At 45.7% G+C, this 15,611-nt stretch carries 14 protein-coding genes; 6 read left to right on the forward strand and 8 right to left on the reverse strand.

Features of this window, described 5'->3' with window-relative positions:
- The first annotated feature begins 90 nt into the window (after positions 1-90).
- Both dusB and AC5JBY_RS03145 read left to right on the forward strand, forming a co-directional pair.
- Complete coding sequence (gene dusB, locus AC5JBY_RS03140) at positions 91-1,131, forward strand: tRNA dihydrouridine synthase DusB (protein WP_495903093.1); 1,041 nt, start codon at positions 91-93, stop codon at positions 1,129-1,131.
- 36 nt (positions 1,132-1,167) lie between these two features.
- Positions 1,168-2,127, forward strand: coding sequence for a M28 family peptidase (locus AC5JBY_RS03145; RefSeq protein ID WP_495903094.1), 960 nt, complete (start codon positions 1,168-1,170; stop codon positions 2,125-2,127).
- An 83-nt stretch (positions 2,128-2,210) separates the two neighbouring features.
- On the opposite strand, the gene AC5JBY_RS03150 is transcribed toward AC5JBY_RS03145, so the two are convergent.
- From AC5JBY_RS03150 to AC5JBY_RS03160, 3 genes are all read right to left on the reverse strand, one after another.
- Positions 2,211-2,723 (reverse strand): hypothetical protein, encoded by a 513-nt coding sequence (locus tag AC5JBY_RS03150; protein WP_495903095.1) that lies wholly within the window; start codon positions 2,721-2,723, stop codon positions 2,211-2,213.
- A gap of 21 nt (positions 2,724-2,744) precedes the next feature.
- Positions 2,745-3,251, reverse strand: coding sequence for a glutathione peroxidase (locus AC5JBY_RS03155; protein WP_495903096.1), 507 nt, complete (start codon positions 3,249-3,251; stop codon positions 2,745-2,747).
- A gap of 198 nt (positions 3,252-3,449) precedes the next feature.
- Positions 3,450-4,832 (reverse strand): aldehyde dehydrogenase, encoded by a 1,383-nt coding sequence (locus AC5JBY_RS03160; protein WP_495903097.1) that lies wholly within the window; start codon positions 4,830-4,832, stop codon positions 3,450-3,452.
- 321 nt (positions 4,833-5,153) lie between these two features.
- On the opposite strand from AC5JBY_RS03160, the gene AC5JBY_RS03165 reads away from it, so the two are divergent.
- Complete coding sequence (locus tag AC5JBY_RS03165; RefSeq protein WP_495903098.1) at positions 5,154-5,480, forward strand: hypothetical protein; 327 nt, start codon at positions 5,154-5,156, stop codon at positions 5,478-5,480.
- Positions 5,481-5,516: 36 nt separating this feature from the next.
- Here the strand turns inward: AC5JBY_RS03165 and AC5JBY_RS03170 are convergent, their stop codons facing one another.
- Together AC5JBY_RS03170 and pdxR are read right to left on the reverse strand one after the other, a co-directional pair.
- Positions 5,517-7,562: a DUF3857 domain-containing transglutaminase family protein gene (locus tag AC5JBY_RS03170; RefSeq protein ID WP_495903099.1), complete on the reverse strand. Its 2,046-nt coding sequence runs from the start codon at positions 7,560-7,562 to the stop codon at positions 5,517-5,519.
- Positions 7,563-7,679: 117 nt separating this feature from the next.
- Positions 7,680-9,152, reverse strand: coding sequence for a MocR-like pyridoxine biosynthesis transcription factor PdxR (pdxR, locus tag AC5JBY_RS03175; RefSeq protein WP_495903100.1), 1,473 nt, complete (start codon positions 9,150-9,152; stop codon positions 7,680-7,682).
- A gap of 98 nt (positions 9,153-9,250) precedes the next feature.
- On the opposite strand from pdxR, the gene AC5JBY_RS03180 reads away from it, so the two are divergent.
- Entirely contained in the window at positions 9,251-9,685 is a 435-nt protein-coding gene (locus tag AC5JBY_RS03180) for a GNAT family N-acetyltransferase (RefSeq protein ID WP_495903101.1), read from the forward strand.
- Between the two features lie 229 nt (positions 9,686-9,914).
- Here AC5JBY_RS03180 and AC5JBY_RS03185 read toward each other — a convergent pair whose 3' ends face one another.
- From AC5JBY_RS03185 to AC5JBY_RS03195, 3 genes are all read right to left on the reverse strand, one after another.
- Positions 9,915-10,673, reverse strand: a complete 759-nt coding sequence (locus AC5JBY_RS03185; protein WP_495903102.1) for a hypothetical protein — start codon at positions 10,671-10,673, stop codon at positions 9,915-9,917.
- Positions 10,674-10,976: 303 nt separating this feature from the next.
- Entirely contained in the window at positions 10,977-11,168 is a 192-nt protein-coding gene (locus tag AC5JBY_RS03190; protein ID WP_495903103.1) for a hypothetical protein, read from the reverse strand.
- Positions 11,152-11,355, reverse strand: coding sequence for a hypothetical protein (locus AC5JBY_RS03195; RefSeq protein ID WP_495903104.1), 204 nt, complete (start codon positions 11,353-11,355; stop codon positions 11,152-11,154). The genes AC5JBY_RS03190 and AC5JBY_RS03195 overlap by 17 nt, the downstream gene beginning before the upstream one ends.
- Before the next feature lie 357 nt (positions 11,356-11,712).
- Here AC5JBY_RS03195 and AC5JBY_RS03200 point away from each other — a divergent pair, with 357 nt between their 5' ends.
- Positions 11,713-12,963, forward strand: coding sequence for a serine hydrolase (locus AC5JBY_RS03200; protein ID WP_495903105.1), 1,251 nt, complete (start codon positions 11,713-11,715; stop codon positions 12,961-12,963).
- 12 nt (positions 12,964-12,975) lie between these two features.
- Positions 12,976-15,597: a bifunctional glycoside hydrolase family 9 protein/polysaccharide deacetylase gene (locus tag AC5JBY_RS03205; protein ID WP_495903106.1), complete on the forward strand. Its 2,622-nt coding sequence runs from the start codon at positions 12,976-12,978 to the stop codon at positions 15,595-15,597.
- The last annotated feature ends 14 nt before the right edge of the window (positions 15,598-15,611 follow it).

A 15,611-nucleotide genomic window follows, 5' to 3' on the forward strand; every position in this document is an offset into this window, starting at 1 on the left:
ATGTAAATTTGCAACCGCTCCGGGCCGCAAGATACGCGATGCGAAGATAATTGATCCCGAATCATATACGGTACCCGCAGTGTTTTTATTATGCCATCTATCGGTCATATATCACTTCCTGATTTCCCTTTACTTCTCGCACCTATGGAAGATGTGAGTGACCCTCCTTTTCGCTACGTGTGCAAGCAGAATGGGGCCGATCTGATGTATAGTGAATTCATCTCCAGTGAAGGGTTGATCCGTGATGCTATCAAGAGCCGGCAAAAGCTCGACTTCTCAGAATTTGAACGACCCTTTGGCATCCAGATATTCGGCGGTGATGAGGAAGCGATGGCCATGAGTGCCCGTATTGTTGACACCGTTCAGCCTGACCTCGTGGACATCAATTATGGCTGTCCCGTAAAAAAGGTAGTGTGCAAAGGCGCCGGCGCCGGTGTATTGAAAGATATTGACCTGATGGTTCGGTTAACCACCGCAGTAGTCAAATCCACAACTTTGCCGGTGACTGTTAAAACCCGCCTTGGCTGGGATGATAATTCCAGGAATATCGAAGAAGTGGCCGAGCGCCTGCAGGATACTGGTATCAAAGCGCTCACTATTCATGGCCGCACCCGCGCTCAACTGTACAAAGGGGAAGCCGACTGGTCGTTGATCGCTAAGGTGAAGAACAATCCCCGCATTCAAATACCGATTTTTGGTAATGGAGATATCGATTCACCACAAAAAGCGCTGGCTTATAAGAACAAGTTTGGTGTGGATGGTATCATGATCGGCCGCGCCGCTATTGGCTACCCCTGGATATTCCGGGAAATAAAGCATTACCTGCAAACCGGTGAGATACTGCCTTACCCTTCTATTGAAGAGCGGGTAGAAGTATGCCGTACACACCTGCGCAAATCCATCGAATGGAAAGGCCCTATTGTTGGCATCTTCGAAATGCGCCGCCACTATGCTAATTACCTCAAAGGTCTCCCCAATATTAAAGAATACCGCACGCGGCTCGTAACTGTGAAAACGCAGGAGGAAGTAGAATCTATCCTCGAAGAAGTGAAAAAAGCATTTGCCGGCATGGTTCCTGAACGCCAGGTAGCTCCTTTCTCAGCCGGACAGCTGGAAGAATGTGCTTATTAAGGCCTTCCCATCTTATCTTTATTCAAATTCGTTGTTATGTTGTTGCGTGGTCTCAAAACAGTTACCTCATGCCTGGTGATATTATTGCTGGTTGTTTCCTGTAAGAACAAAGCCAGTAAGACCCCTGAAGGAGAAAATAAAGTAGTGGCCCCTGCGGGATTAGACAGCGCGTCTCTCATTCAAGACCTTGCCTATCTTTCTTCTGAAGCACTGGGTGGCCGCGAAGTAGGCACTCCCGGGAATGCGCTTGCCCGCACTTATATCGTAAACCGGTTTGACTCTCTGCAATTGCGTAAACCCGATAGCGGCAGATTGCAACCTTTTGGGTTGGGAACTAAGTCAACTGACCCCAAAGGCAACAATATCTTAGCTATCATTCCCGGCACTACTTATGCCGATCAATACTATGTGATCTCTGCCCATTATGATCACCTTGGCACCAAGGATGGTAAGATCTTTTATGGCGCCGATGATAATGCTTCCGGCTCTGCCTGCCTGCTGGCGCTGGCCCGTTATTTCAAACAGCATCCGCCCAAACATTCCCTGATACTGGCCTCGTTCGATGCGGAAGAAGATGGATTGGTGGGCTCTAATTATTTTGTGCGCCACCTGCCGATAGACAGCAGCAAGGTGCTTCTGAATGTGAACATGGATATGGTGAGCCGTAATGATAAGAATGAGATCTACGCCAGCGGCACGTATCATTATCCCTTCCTGAAAAAGTATGTGGATAGTATAAAGCCTTTTACCCCTGTGAAAGTATTATTTGGTCACGACGCCCCTACCGATGGGCACGATGACTGGACCAACCAATCGGACCACTACCCCTTCCATAAGGCAAAGATCCCTTATCTCTACTTTGGCGTAGAAGATCATCCGGACTATCACAAGCCCACCGATACTTTCGACAAGGTCGACAAGCACTTTTATTATCAGGTGTGCAACATGATCAGGGAAACGATTGTGGTGCTGGACAGGCAGGAGAAGCTGCAGTAGTGAGTTGTCAGTGGTGAGTGGTGAGTACCTGTTCTTCGAAGAAATCACAATCGAAAAGGCCAAAACAAGTATAGTTAGCGATACTATTTTCTTGCAAATGCCTGTAGCTTCTCAGTGTATTCTTTAGCACGTTTTTCAGCAAAATAGTCGGCGCTCAACATCAGCAATGCCTGGATGGTGAGGGTAATGCCCAGACCGAACCAGAATGTTTTATCGGGCCGTGCGCGGTATAGGACAATCAATGCGATGCCGGCAATAATGAAAGCGATTTCCGCCCATTTGTAGGTGGCGAAACTTTTTGTCACTTTCTGCATGCGGGGCAATTCTTTTTCTTTCAGCTCCTGCGGATTCATATCGTAGGCATATACATTCCTGACACGATCGCCATCGCTCCTTTTATATATGGCAAACCCAACGATCAATTCAATCAGTCCCACCAACAATAATGGAAAGGCCGCCCCTTTATAGAAATTAGTACGCAGCGCGAGAAAAAACACAAGAGCCGAGACTATTGCTATGATACCAATGATGAAAAAGACAAGCCCTACCTGCTTTTCGGCCATGAAGTATTTTTCAATGTCTGTTTTGGTAAGCATAGCAATAGTTTTGATGTTTGGTTATTTACCAATAGCCGCTGTAACGATATCGCTTGTAGGAGAAATGGAAGGGTCGAAGTAATGGGTGAGCACGCCCCGCTCATTTACCAGGTATTTGGAAAAGTTCCAGGAGGGCGCCTGCTCATTCCAGCCGTTCTGTGTTTTATGGGTAAGCCAGGCAAATACCGGATTCTGTTCTGACGACTTGACTACTATACTTTTCTTAGCCAATGGGAAGTTGACGCCGAAGTTGATCTGACAGAACTGGGCAATATCCTCATCGCTGCCTTTTTCCTGCTCATGGAAATCGTTGGCAGGAAAGCCAATGATCACCAGTTTTTCTTTGTATTGTTCATGTAGCTTTTGCAGGTCGGCATATTGATTGGTATAGCCACATTCACTGGCGGTGTTGACAAACAATACTTTCTTACCTCGCAGCGACGAGAGGTCCAGGGTATTACCATTGTTTAAAGGCACTTGCAAATCGTACACTGATTGCGGCGCAGCTACGCCTTTTTCATTATTCATGACTTTACTATTTTTTCCAAGCAATTTCGTTATGCTCATCAGGGCCGGATATATCGCTTTCGATATCTTTTGTTTAATGGTCATGCTCTTTGAATTTCTATTTACATATGCTACGTACCCAATAAAGGTACTTACCAATATAAGTAAGACGATCAAGCTTCTTTTAACCCACCTGTATCTTTTCTTTTGGACCATCATTTATCGGATAATCCACTTAAAGAGTTTCAACTTTCCCTTGTAGGGTGGGTATTTAACTGCCGGATCGAACCAGGTTGGCGTTTTCATCACCGCTTTGCGATGGCTAAAAACTTCAAAGCTATTGCGGCCATGGTAAGCCCCCGTTCCGCTGGCGCCGCGCCCCCCAAATGGCAGGTGGTGGTTGGTAAAATGCCAGCTGCTGTTGTTGATACAAACACCGCCTGCGGGTATTTGTTCTATCCAGGCTTGTTGTATTCTATTGTTGGCTGTATATACGTAAAAAGCGAGGGGATCAGGGTGACGGCTTACGATTGCTTTGGCTTCTTCCCGGGTTTCAAACGGAATGACGGGTAATATAGGCCCGAATATTTCCTCCTGCATGATGGGCGCATCGCCTGTTACCTGCACCAATAAGGTGGGTTCTATGTACAGCTTATCTGCATCCTGCTGTCCACCGTAGGCTATATGTCCACTCTTAAGCAACCAGGTTAATCTATCAAACTGTTTGCGGTTGATGATCTTTCCATAACTATAGTTCTCTGCCGGGTTTTCGGAGAAGAACTGCTGTATGGTATATTTCATCGTTTCCATGAACGCATCGAATACAGATGTATGCACCAGTACATAATCCGGCGCCACACACATTTGCCCCGCATTAGAGAATTTTGTCACGGCAATGCGACGGGCGGCTACCTTAATGTTGGCATCGCTTTCTACTATACAGGGGCTTTTGCCACCCAGCTCGAGTGTCACAGGTATCAGCTGCTCTGCAGCCATCCGGTAAATGATTCTGCCGGTATTGGTGCTGCCGGTATAAAAGATATGGTCAAAACGGAACGATTGCATCATGGAGGGAACCACTTCTGCGCCATCGCCTTCTGTATACAGGATATATTCTTTGGGAAATGTTTCTTCTATCAATTGTTTCATGACAACCGCTGTAGCAGGCGCAAACTCGCTTGCTTTAAGCACGATGCAATTGCCGGCGGCTATCGCTCCAACCAACGGCGCAAACAATAACTGGAATGGATAGTTCCACGGCGCCATGATCAATACTATGCCCAGTGGCTCACGCATGATGTAGCTGGAGGAAGGCAGGTTTACCAGGTTGGTGCTCACGCGCTCCGGCTCCATCCAGTTGCGCAAACCTTTCAGGGCTACGTTAATCTCGCTTAATACAAAGCCCGTTTCCGTGACCCAACTTTCCTCGGGATTCTTTTTAAGATCGGTATACAGGGCCTCATGTATAGCCTGTTCATACTTGTACAATGCACGTTTCAGGTGTTGCAGCTGTTCTTTCCTGAACCTGAATGACCTGGTTACGCCACTATCATAATAATGGCGCACACGCAGTAAAGCATCGGTTAGTCGTTCCTGGTTCATTGTTATCGCCAATGAAATTACTTATTATTTGACATTGGCGAACTAAAAAAGGTGAAAGTAAAGGCCTGTAATCAGATCCTTTACTTTCACCACAGCATAAGTAGATATTAATAAGGTGTAAAAATGATGCCAAAAAATAAGGCCTATCGAAAGCAATTGGCTCCCACTAAATGCTTTGTAGAAATAACGCTACATAATACAACCGTTGTCAACAGGGGGCTTTGAAGCAATCTCATGATACTCAGGAATATTGTACGTATGGTATTTCATGAATGGGTGAGCAGGCTATTGATTTGCTAAGAAAGTTTTAAAACTACCACCATGAGATACAGAGTTCTTTTGTTATCAATAGCATTATTGATCACTACCAGCACCCTTCATGCAACCAGCACCTCCAATGGCTTTGATAAAGAAAAGATTGCCCGCATGTCGGAGGAAGAAAAGAAAGCACGGGTTGAAGAGATCAAGAGCCGTGTTGAAGTAATACGGGATATGGACAGATCAACACTGAGCAGGGCTGAGCGCAGGGATCTTCGCCGTGAATTAAGAGATCTGAATAAAGAAGCTAAAGCTATTGGCCGTGGCGGTGTTTATATCTCATTGACCGGCATCCTGATCATCATACTTATCCTTATTCTGGTTCTGTAGCAGCTATTCGTAACTGAAGACGTTGGCCTGCATAGGTCAACGTCTTTGTGTCCACCATAAGATGCCACCGCTGATGAGCAATACGGCTATTATGATGAACCCGGTATTGACCCCTTCTTTTTCTTTTTTCTTCGGGGCTTCTTTAATCACTTCCTCTCCATCACCTTTACTAAGCATATAGCTTACATTTTCCTCAAAGGTCTTATACTCTTTAAAAAATGATGTTGCCTCTGTGGGCAGCACATGATCTTTCAGGCTTTCGAACTCATATTTCAATTTCAGCTTTCTGCCTGCGTACGCTGCATGTGCACGCATGGTGAAAGCCGGACATTTCATCTCCTCCATCATATCCGAGAAGTTCCAGTCTTCGGGCAGGTTCACGATCACTTCTTCATGGTATTTAGCCGGATGTGTAATATAGAATGGCATGGTACGGTTAGCATCTTTCGGTTTTTTCAATACGCCGCTGATAACGAAAGGCGAAAACCAGCACTTCTTTTGCGACCCTTCCTTTTCCCAAAAGTCTTTGATGGTATAATATTCCCAGGTAGTGAATTTACCGGTTTGGTCATCATCCGTATAAGTGAGACTATCGATGTTGATCTTCTCAAAATACCCTGTATAAAAGGTTTGAAAGGTCTTGCGCATTTCAAACATACTGCTGCTGTTGAAATCGTCCCGGATATCGTCAGCAAATGCCCCACTGTACGTCGTTCTTACTACCAGCCTTGCTGCGCCAAACATATCAGGTATGCTAAACTCTTCTTTGATATCGATCAAGCCTTTATTGTTTTGTGGCGCTATGGCTGTCAGGGCCCGGGTGCTGTCTTCAATGATAAGACCATACTGATAATCAGGATAAGAAATATCTTTTAGTTTACCCCGCTGGTAAGAAATGGTAGGATCGAACCAATAAGCGCGGCCTTCATACCGCACACAAACGGTGGTATGATCGAACACTGTGGGTGCCGGCAACCAGTCGTTGATCGTCTTTCTGTAGGTAGAACTAATCAGCACAGGCTTTGCTTCTACGCCCAATGCCTGCAACATGGTGCAAAGCAGGTAGCTCTTATCCTTGCAATCGCCAAACCGTTGCGTAAATACTTTATCGGGATGGTGTGGCTTGTGAGATCCTTCACCCATTTCTATGCCCAGGTAGCGAACATCATCCTGCACAAAACGCAGTGCTGCCAATATTCTTTTTTCTACCGATGTATCGGCCTTCTTGATCTCTTCTACCTTTTTTTGCAGTGCAGGCGAAAGTTTATTACTGAACGGGAAAAGCTGGAGCGCCCAATCGTTTACTTCTTTCCAGTCTTTGTATTCGCTCACCATCACCATGGCATAGGGATCATACCAACCAGGAATACGATCCTGCAGGTGCAGGGCTGGTATTTTTTCCTGTTTCCAATCGTATGTTGTTTCCTTTGCTGTTTCCGCTTTCGTGTATTTTATATCGGTAAGACTGTTCTTAATGGTGATGTCACGCCCTTTGGGTAAGATGATCCGGTAATACAAATAATACATTGGCACACCGAAACTGGTAGTGAGCATATCTGTATACTTCCCCTTGAACACAGGATTGGAACCTTTGACAGTATAACTATACTCTACGATATCTCCTTTTCGTACATCTTCGAGAAAGAGAACAGAGGAGAGGGCCCCATTGTACAAATACCTGTTTAGCTCACTTTCCTGTTGTATCGTCTTGATCTTTGACAGTTGTAGTTTATTGATCTTTTCACCGCTGCGAATAATGTTGATGGAATGAAAGATGAGTTGGCTATAGGAAGGATCAAAACCAACACTTACTTCCGAAGCATTTTGAACGCCCGATTCTGAAATAATCCGGTAGGCGCGTTTGTAATAGGTAGACAGAGTTCCAACAGATACCTGTTTATCCAGGATCAGATCGACATAACCGCCTTCTGCTTCCTGGTCGAGTTTTGTATCGTTATAGTCAGGTGTATGAACGGTGACCCAGGCGGGCTCTTTTTCCACGCGGGGTTTATTGCTTTGGGCAAATGACAGGGTTGCGGGCAAAAGGCTGATGATCAACAAAGCCCATAATAACGATCTCATGATGCTGGGGTTAAAATATAGGGATACAAATTAGAGTTTTCCTACAGGATTATAACGGCAAAGAGGATATAAAATTACCCGGATTTTTTCCCGACCGCATCTCTGCCAAAATAACAGCTACTTTTTGACTGCCCTCGCCAGGACGCCCACCACTTCCTGCATTTCCTTTTCGTTAAGGGAGGCGAATCCCATGCGCAGGGCATTGTAGTTGGCTTTGCCGGTAACATAGGCGGCGCCATTGTTCATGAACAAGCCCAATTCCAGGGCGCGGGCTGCCACGGCAGGCAGTGGGTATTTGGGATGAAAACAGGTCCAGATGGCCATGCCACCGGCTGGTTTTTGATAATTGACAATTCCGGGCAGGTGTTCATCGAGCAGTGAACAAAACATATCCCGTCGCTGGTGGTAGATCTTATTACTCTTTTTGGTATGCCGACCGATATCGCCATTCCTGATGAGGGTGGCTATCGCTGTTTCCATCAGGTTGTCGCCACGCAGGTCAACCAGCCGTCGCAGATTGGCAGCTTGTTTAATAAAATTCTCCGGTGCAACCATAAAACCGATGCGCAGGGAAGGCGTCAAAACTTTAGTGACAGACCCTATGTAAATCACGCATCCATCGTGGTGGGTGCTGGCCAGGGGCAGGATGGGTGCAGAATCGTAATGAAAGCTGAAATCGTAATCGTCTTCTATCACAGCCAGTTTGTATTGCCGTACCAGTTGCAGCAGTTGCATCCTGCGGTCGGCACTGAGCGTAGCTGTAGTAGGATGGTGGTGATGCGGGATCACATATACCATTCGTATTTTCTTTTTCTTACAGGCTGTGGCCAATGCATCAATATCCATTCCCTGCTCATCGACAGGAATCCGTATCAGCTTTGCCCCTGCTTCTTCAAAAACGATGTTGGCAAGATGATAATTAGGATCACCCACCGCCACATAGTCACCCGGCTGTATGAGCAGGCGTGCCGCGAGGTAAATGGCCATTTGAGCACCTCTTGTTATCATCACATTCCCTGTCTGTATACTCAATCCCCTCGTAGCCGACAGATAAGGCACCATCGCTTCCCGCAGGGAGTATACACCAGCAGGATCCGACCGTTCGATCATAGCATGTATGGTCTTGTTTTTGGTGAGGCTCCTGTATTCCCGCATCAACGCTTCCATAGGTGCCAGCCGCAAGTCGGGCAAACCATCATTGATCGACAACCGTTGTTTCTGCACACCCGAAGAAGGGGCAGGAACAACAAACTGCCTGTTGAAACTAAAACCGGTATTGCCCGCGTATGCCGGCACACTCACTCCCTCCGTAAGCTTTCGGGGCTTTACTTCCGGCAGGTTTTGGGCCACAAATACTCCTTTACGAGGAACGCTCTCGATCCAATCCTGTGCATTCAACTCTTCATAAGCGGCGACAACTGTTTTACGATGAAGCTGTAGTAACTCTGCCATATCGCGACTTCCAGGCAAAGCACTGCCGGGCCTGATAATACCTTCCCGGATGAGACTTACCAGCCGGTTGGCTATTTGTTGGTATACCGGGGTGGTGCTGTTTTTATCGATGCTGATGAGGGATTGGAATGGCAACATACTGGACTACCAGTCTTGTTTAATCTGGACTATAAAGGTAGTCCAAAGGAATTATAAGTTTGTATCATCAAAACATACAACCAATAAAGTTTTTAGCCATGGAAATACGCTTTGCACAAAGTGACCAGGAAATATTGGATTGCTGGGAAGTGGTAAAGGAATTACGTCCGCACCTCACCAGCCCACAACAATACCTGGAGCAGGTAAAGGAAATGATGCAGGATGGGTACCAGCTGTTATATGTATCTGTTAAAGCAGGAGAAGGCAACAAAGCTGTGTCGTTTGCCGGCTTCCGCAATATGCATATGCTGCATACCGGCAAGATGATCTATATCGATGACCTGGGCACATTGTCCGATCACCGTGGTCATGGTTATGGTAGTCAATTGCTGGATTATATATTTCAACTGGCCAAAGACGCTGGTATGGCTACCGTTCATCTCGATTCGGGCTATCACCGCAGTACAGCCCACCGTCTGTACTTAAGCAAAGGATTTGTTTTAGGCTCACATCATTTTGTGAAGCGATTTTAAGGAGGGAGATGAGAACTGCTTGCTCTTTTTCTTATTTACTTTTACGATTGCGTACTTGATACAGAAATGAAGAATTGGTAGAAATCAACTTCCGATCTACCTTTACACTGCTCTATAGCTCACGAACGCCCAAGTTCAACTTGGTATATTGATGTAGTGAGAATGGAGCTTTTTTTATTGTAGCTATTATACTACTCTAATCTGTTGCATTCATACATTTTTTGGCGGCTTACCTAAAATCATTGCTGAAATCACTACTAAAGTCTTTTGATTTTTGTGAAATCCATATACTAAATTTAACATGATCTCCATTTTTTTCTAGGTCCGTAGCACTAGTAAAATAATCTGGCCTAATCTTAAAAGATTTAGCTGTAACATCTGTAACGAGCAACCATGAGTAAGTTGTTGAAAAGCATACTATACTTGGAGGGGTAGTAAACAGAGGAAGTTTTTCTCCAGATATTGTTTCTAAATCTTTAAAACTAACAGTCCGAAAATCATCCTTATCCTTAGGCAGGCTCCCCATTACTAGCGGATCAACGATATAGATATCCTGCTTAATTACATCTTTATTAAGTATACTTTTAATTTTATCTTTTAATTTCGATACTAGTTTCAGTGCATTGACAACAGAATCCTTGTAACTATTACCTCGTAATTCCAATCCCAAATATTTATTAATTGCTTCTTCATTTAAAGAGTCGAGCTTTTTCTGTTCACTTATGAATCGTGTTTCCATATCCTTTTTTATTTCAGTCAAGGATGTATAACCTAAAAACGTAAATAATGCAAAAACTACCGCCGATATTGAAACGATATACTCTTGCCGAGACTTTAGGTCAAAATACTTTTCATCAGCTAAGGGATTTGAATGTATATAATCGCCTCTAAATCTTCGCAGGTATTTTTTTATCAATAAATGATTCCATAAGGTGAAAACAAACACAGCAAAGCCAATGACAGCTAATACTATTGATAACTTCTCCATATAAAATAAGCTAGTTATGGTTAAGAACAAACCAATTTTCCTAAATAGCCAAGAGCATTCATCTAACACTTGCATGTTTTTCCGCTTCTTAGGCAGTCAATAAATGTAATATTTTTCCTAATTTCAATGATAACTAATTATCCTTCGCCATATAGAATATATCCATAGTTAGTCGAAATTGGATTAAAGAAGGATGGTATTAACCACCCTTCTTTGAGACCTTATCATTCCACTTATTTCTTCACCTCCAATATCGTAAACACCCTCTTCCCACAGGTACCTGCTAGCCCTTTTGAAAGTCAATCAAGGCACCTCCAAACGGTGCCGCAACAAGGAATCTTCTTTCTCTACCAGCCGTGCACGCTTCAGTTCTTCCTGCAATACTTGTGTACTCTTTTTTTCTACTACAGTATTGCCTTGCCAGTTATTGAAGTAAGCCGTCAATAGTTTATAATCATCCAGCCTTAGCACAAGCTGGTTATTTATCTTTTGCATGATTTGTTATTTTGATTGTAATGAAATGATGAGCAACCGGCCATAGTAACAATGGCAAGGTGATGAACAACATCCACCACCATTTGCTATTTACCAGGTAGCCGTTCCTGATGACAATGCCGTTGATCAATGCCAGTGGCAATACCAACTGCTCATTGATCATGTTTGACTTTCGTTGATTTGCCATGATCTGTTTTTGAATTGGCAAAAGAAGGCCCCCGACCGAACCCACAACAGGTTTGTCTTTCCCTATTTGCCAATAGTGTTAATGCTCCCACTACGTGAGAAGTAGAATACTCAGTAAATAAAATTGCGTGTAACCCCAGCCTGGGTAGTATGATGAGGCCGGGGACTAAGTATGAAAGTCCTTACAGGTTGGATAGTAATTAGAATTCTTCCCGAAATTGAAGAGCAGGCAGGCACAATAAGTTTGCGCCTCAAGCAATGGCTGCCTGCAGTACAAACTGTGTATATGTTTCCGTGTGCCTGACATTTATCTAAAGATACAAAAAATAAAAACACCAGCGTTTCGTATCTTACTCTCATGAAACGTTTTCTTGCAACCAGCTACTGCTTATTGCTCTGCTTTCTTGCTGTGAGCCAGCAAAAAACCGATCCCTGGCTGGATCAATTGCTCCGCAAACAAGCCTCTCCACTCCTGCTGAATGTATTGAACAAGCCCGACAGTTTCCAGTACCAACTGATCTATACACAGATCAACCGCGATAAAAACAACCGCCCGCAATTCAAACACTACTACCTCAACGTTGACAAGAACCGTTATTTCAACCCGGCCTCCATGGTAAAAATGCCGGTAGCCTTCAGCGCATTGGAAAAGCTGAACGAACTGAATAAATCAGGCGTCAATAAATACACCCCCATGCTCACCGACAGCAGCTATGAGCGGCAAACCAAAGTATGGAAAGATTCCTCAGCCGCCAATGGTCTGCCATCTGTAGCACAATACATCCGGAAGATATTCCTGGTCAGCGATAATGATGCCTACAACCGCCTTTATGAATTTGTGGGGCAGCAAACACTCAATGAAAAGCTATGGCAGAAAGGATACAAAGACACCCGCATCACCCGGCGCTTCGTAACCATGAATGAAGACCAGAACCGCCACACCAATGCCATACGATTTGTACAGGATGGACAACTCCTTTATGAGCAGCCGCCAGCTAATAGTACTATACCATTCGACTTCAGCAAGAAAATATTGGTTGGCAAAGGTCACCTCAACCGTGATGATAGTTTGATCAATGCGCCCATGGATTTTACCACGCACAACAATGCACCACTGGAGGATCTTCAGCAGATTGCCCAATCGGTACTTTTCCCTGAATCCGTAAAACCACGGCAGCGGTTCAAATTAACGGAGGACGATTATACATTCCTGTATCGCTATATGTCGAAGCTGCCTTACGAAAGCAAGTATCCCAAATACGATACCACAGAGTTTTTCGAGAGCTATACCAAGTTCTTTTTCTTTAAAGCAGGCCGCGGACATATACCTTCCTATATCCGGGCTTTTAATAAAACCGGCTGGTCATATGGGTTCCTGACAGATGTAACTTATATTGTAGACTTCGAGCACAAAGTGGAGTTCATGCTCAGTGGCGTAATCTATGTGAACAGCGATGGCATATTGAACGATAACAAGTACGAATACGAACAGATAGGCTACCCCTTCTTTAAGGAAACGGGTAACATCATTTACCAGTACGAGTTGTCGCGCCCACGGAAGTACCAGCCCGATCTGACAAAGTTCCGGCTCAATTACCAGGACCAATAAAGCACCAACCTCATGCATAAGCCTTGCCTGAAAACCTTTTGTATCGTCTTGCTGCTGGTCATCAGCAGCGGGCTTACAGCTTTTTCACCATCACCCCGCGAAACGGATGCGTGGATACGCATCAACCTGCTGGGTTACCTGCCCGATGGACATAAGACGGCCATCTGGTGTGGCAAGCGCGATCAGATCATTGCCTCCTTTTATGTAATAGAAGCTTCAACGGGCGTTACGGTGCTGAAAGGAAATACTGGCCCTTCCATGGGTAGCTATGGGCCTTTTGAACAGACCTATCGTATCAACTTCTCCCGCCTCAAAAAGCCGGGCCGTTATTTCATAAAGGCAGGGGATGCCGTTTCACCTGACTTCAACATTGGAGAAGATGTATACAAAGGGGCAGCTGATTTTTGTCTGCGCTATATGCGTCAGCAACGCAGCGGCTTCAACCCGTTTTTGAAAGACTCCTGTCACACGCATGATGGCTATACGATGTATGGCCCCATGCCCGATAGTACGCACATCGATGTATCAGGCAGCTGGCACGACGCATCAGACTACCTGCAATACGTTACCACTTCTGCCAACGCCACCTGGCATCTGCTGGCAGCTTATCGCGATTTCCCTGAAGTATTTGGCGATGAACACCAGGCCAATGGATTGGTTGGGAAAAACAACCGAGCCGATGTATTGGATGAAGCCAAATGGGGATTGGATTGGTTGTTGAAGATGCATCCCCGCGAAGACTGGATGTTCAACCAGCTGGGCGACGATCGTGACCATGCCGGCATGCGCATTCCCAAAGAAGATAGTTTTTACGGCAAAGGCTATGAACGGCCGGTTTATTTTGCTACCGGTCAGCCACAAGGCTTATTGAAATATAAGAACCGCGCTACTGGCGTAGCTTCTACAGCCGGCAAATTTGCCAGTGCTTTTGCCTTGGGATTTCAAACCATTACGCAGGAAGATGCAGCCTACAAAGCCACCTTGCTTCAACGGGCACAGTCGGCCTACCGGCTTGGCCTTCAAAAGCCAGGGGTATGTCAAACGGCTCCGGGCCGCTCACCTTACTTCTATGAAGAAGATAACTGGACAGATGATATGGAATTGGCTGCAGCCAGCCTTAGCAATATGCAGCGGATCAGTAGTGGGACGCCTGACCCTGCTATTCTGAAAGATGCTACTCAATATGCCAGGGTGGAAAAGATCACTCCCTGGCTGGGCGGAGATACGGCACGACATTATCAATGGTATCCTTTCATCAACCTGGGCCATTATGAACTGGCCCAACAATTGGAAGGAAGAGCCAAACGGGAGATCATTGAGTATTATCAACAAGGCATCGAAAGGGTGTGGCAGAAGGCGAAAGGCAATGCCTTTTACCGGGGCGTTCCCTTCATCTGGTGCAGCAACAACCTCACTACTTCTTTTGCCATTCAGTGTTATTGGTACCGAACGCTCACCGGCGATGAAAAATATCTTGACCTTGAACAAGCTAATTTCGACTGGCTCTTCGGCTGCAACCCCTGGGGCACCAGCATGGTATATGGACTTCCTGCAAAAGGCGATACACCTGCAGATCCTCACTCGGCCTTTACTCACCTGAAGCAATACCCCATAGACGGCGGGCTGGTAGATGGTCCTGTATATGGAAACATTTATAAGAACCTCATCGGCATCACACTCTATCAGCCGGATGAATATGCAGCCTTTCAAAGTAACCTGGTAGTGTACCACGACGATTACGGCGATTACAGCACCAATGAGCCTACCATGGATGGAACAGCTTCTCTTATCTACCTGCTGGCTGCCAAAGAACAGAATCGGGCCTCCGCTCCTGCCGGAAGCAACAAATCCGGTAAAAAAAAAGTAAAGCCGAAAGGCTACTCCGTTCCCAATAAGACTTCGGCGCAGCTTACGCCGATTTTGCGCAATGCCAATCCGCAAAACCGGGCTATTACCCGTGGAGACACAACCAGCAAACAGCTGGCGCTTGTTTTTACAGGTGATGAGTTTGGTGATGGCGGCAGCACTATTGCCCGCACCCTGCAACAGGAAGGCATTAAAGCCTCATTCTTCTTCACCGGTCGCTTTTACCGGGAGCCAACCTTCGCAGCCACCATCAGGCAGCTTAAGCAGGATGGTCATTATCTTGGCGCACATAGCGACCAGCACCTGTTATATTGCGATTGGAAACGGCGTGACAGTTTATTGGTAACCCGGCAGCAATTCGAGACCGATCTTCGCAACAACTATACCGTTATGAACGCCTTTGGCATCGCTGCCACAGACGCGCCTTTCTTTCTTCCTCCTTATGAATGGTACAACGACTCCATCGTTTCATGGACAAAGCAACAAGGCATTCAACTGATTAATTATACACCAGGCACCATTAGTCATGCCGATTACACAACGCCCGACCTGAAAAACTATCGTAGCTCCGATAGCATATTACAGTCCATTTACTCCTATGGACAGCAGTCCCCCTCCGCCTTCAACGGCTTTATTCTCCTGCTGCACATTGGCACCGGCGCTCAACGCACCGACAAGTTGTACAACCGCCTGGAAGAGCTGGTCCAATACCTTAAAAAAACTGGTTACTCTATGGTGCGCATAGATCAATTGCTGACGCCTCGTTAACGCACACGAAAACG

It is taken from the genome of Paraflavitalea sp. (genome assembly GCF_059502485.1).

Coding starts and splice junctions, on each gene's coding strand:
- dusB (WP_495903093.1), top strand. CDS start 91: ATGCCATCTATCGGTCATATATCACTTCCTGATTTCCCTTTACTTCTC.
- AC5JBY_RS03145 (WP_495903094.1), top strand. CDS start 1,168: ATGTTGTTGCGTGGTCTCAAAACAGTTACCTCATGCCTGGTGATATTA.
- AC5JBY_RS03150 (WP_495903095.1), bottom strand. CDS start 2,723: ATGCTTACCAAAACAGACATTGAAAAATACTTCATGGCCGAAAAGCAG.
- AC5JBY_RS03155 (WP_495903096.1), bottom strand. CDS start 3,251: ATGAATAATGAAAAAGGCGTAGCTGCGCCGCAATCAGTGTACGATTTG.
- AC5JBY_RS03160 (WP_495903097.1), bottom strand. CDS start 4,832: ATGAACCAGGAACGACTAACCGATGCTTTACTGCGTGTGCGCCATTAT.
- AC5JBY_RS03165 (WP_495903098.1), top strand. CDS start 5,154: ATGAGATACAGAGTTCTTTTGTTATCAATAGCATTATTGATCACTACC.
- AC5JBY_RS03170 (WP_495903099.1), bottom strand. CDS start 7,562: ATGAGATCGTTATTATGGGCTTTGTTGATCATCAGCCTTTTGCCCGCA.
- pdxR (WP_495903100.1), bottom strand. CDS start 9,152: ATGTTGCCATTCCAATCCCTCATCAGCATCGATAAAAACAGCACCACC.
- AC5JBY_RS03180 (WP_495903101.1), top strand. CDS start 9,251: ATGGAAATACGCTTTGCACAAAGTGACCAGGAAATATTGGATTGCTGG.
- AC5JBY_RS03185 (WP_495903102.1), bottom strand. CDS start 10,673: ATGGAGAAGTTATCAATAGTATTAGCTGTCATTGGCTTTGCTGTGTTT.
- AC5JBY_RS03190 (WP_495903103.1), bottom strand. CDS start 11,168: ATGCAAAAGATAAATAACCAGCTTGTGCTAAGGCTGGATGATTATAAA.
- AC5JBY_RS03195 (WP_495903104.1), bottom strand. CDS start 11,355: ATGGCAAATCAACGAAAGTCAAACATGATCAATGAGCAGTTGGTATTG.
- AC5JBY_RS03200 (WP_495903105.1), top strand. CDS start 11,713: ATGAAACGTTTTCTTGCAACCAGCTACTGCTTATTGCTCTGCTTTCTT.
- AC5JBY_RS03205 (WP_495903106.1), top strand. CDS start 12,976: ATGCATAAGCCTTGCCTGAAAACCTTTTGTATCGTCTTGCTGCTGGTC.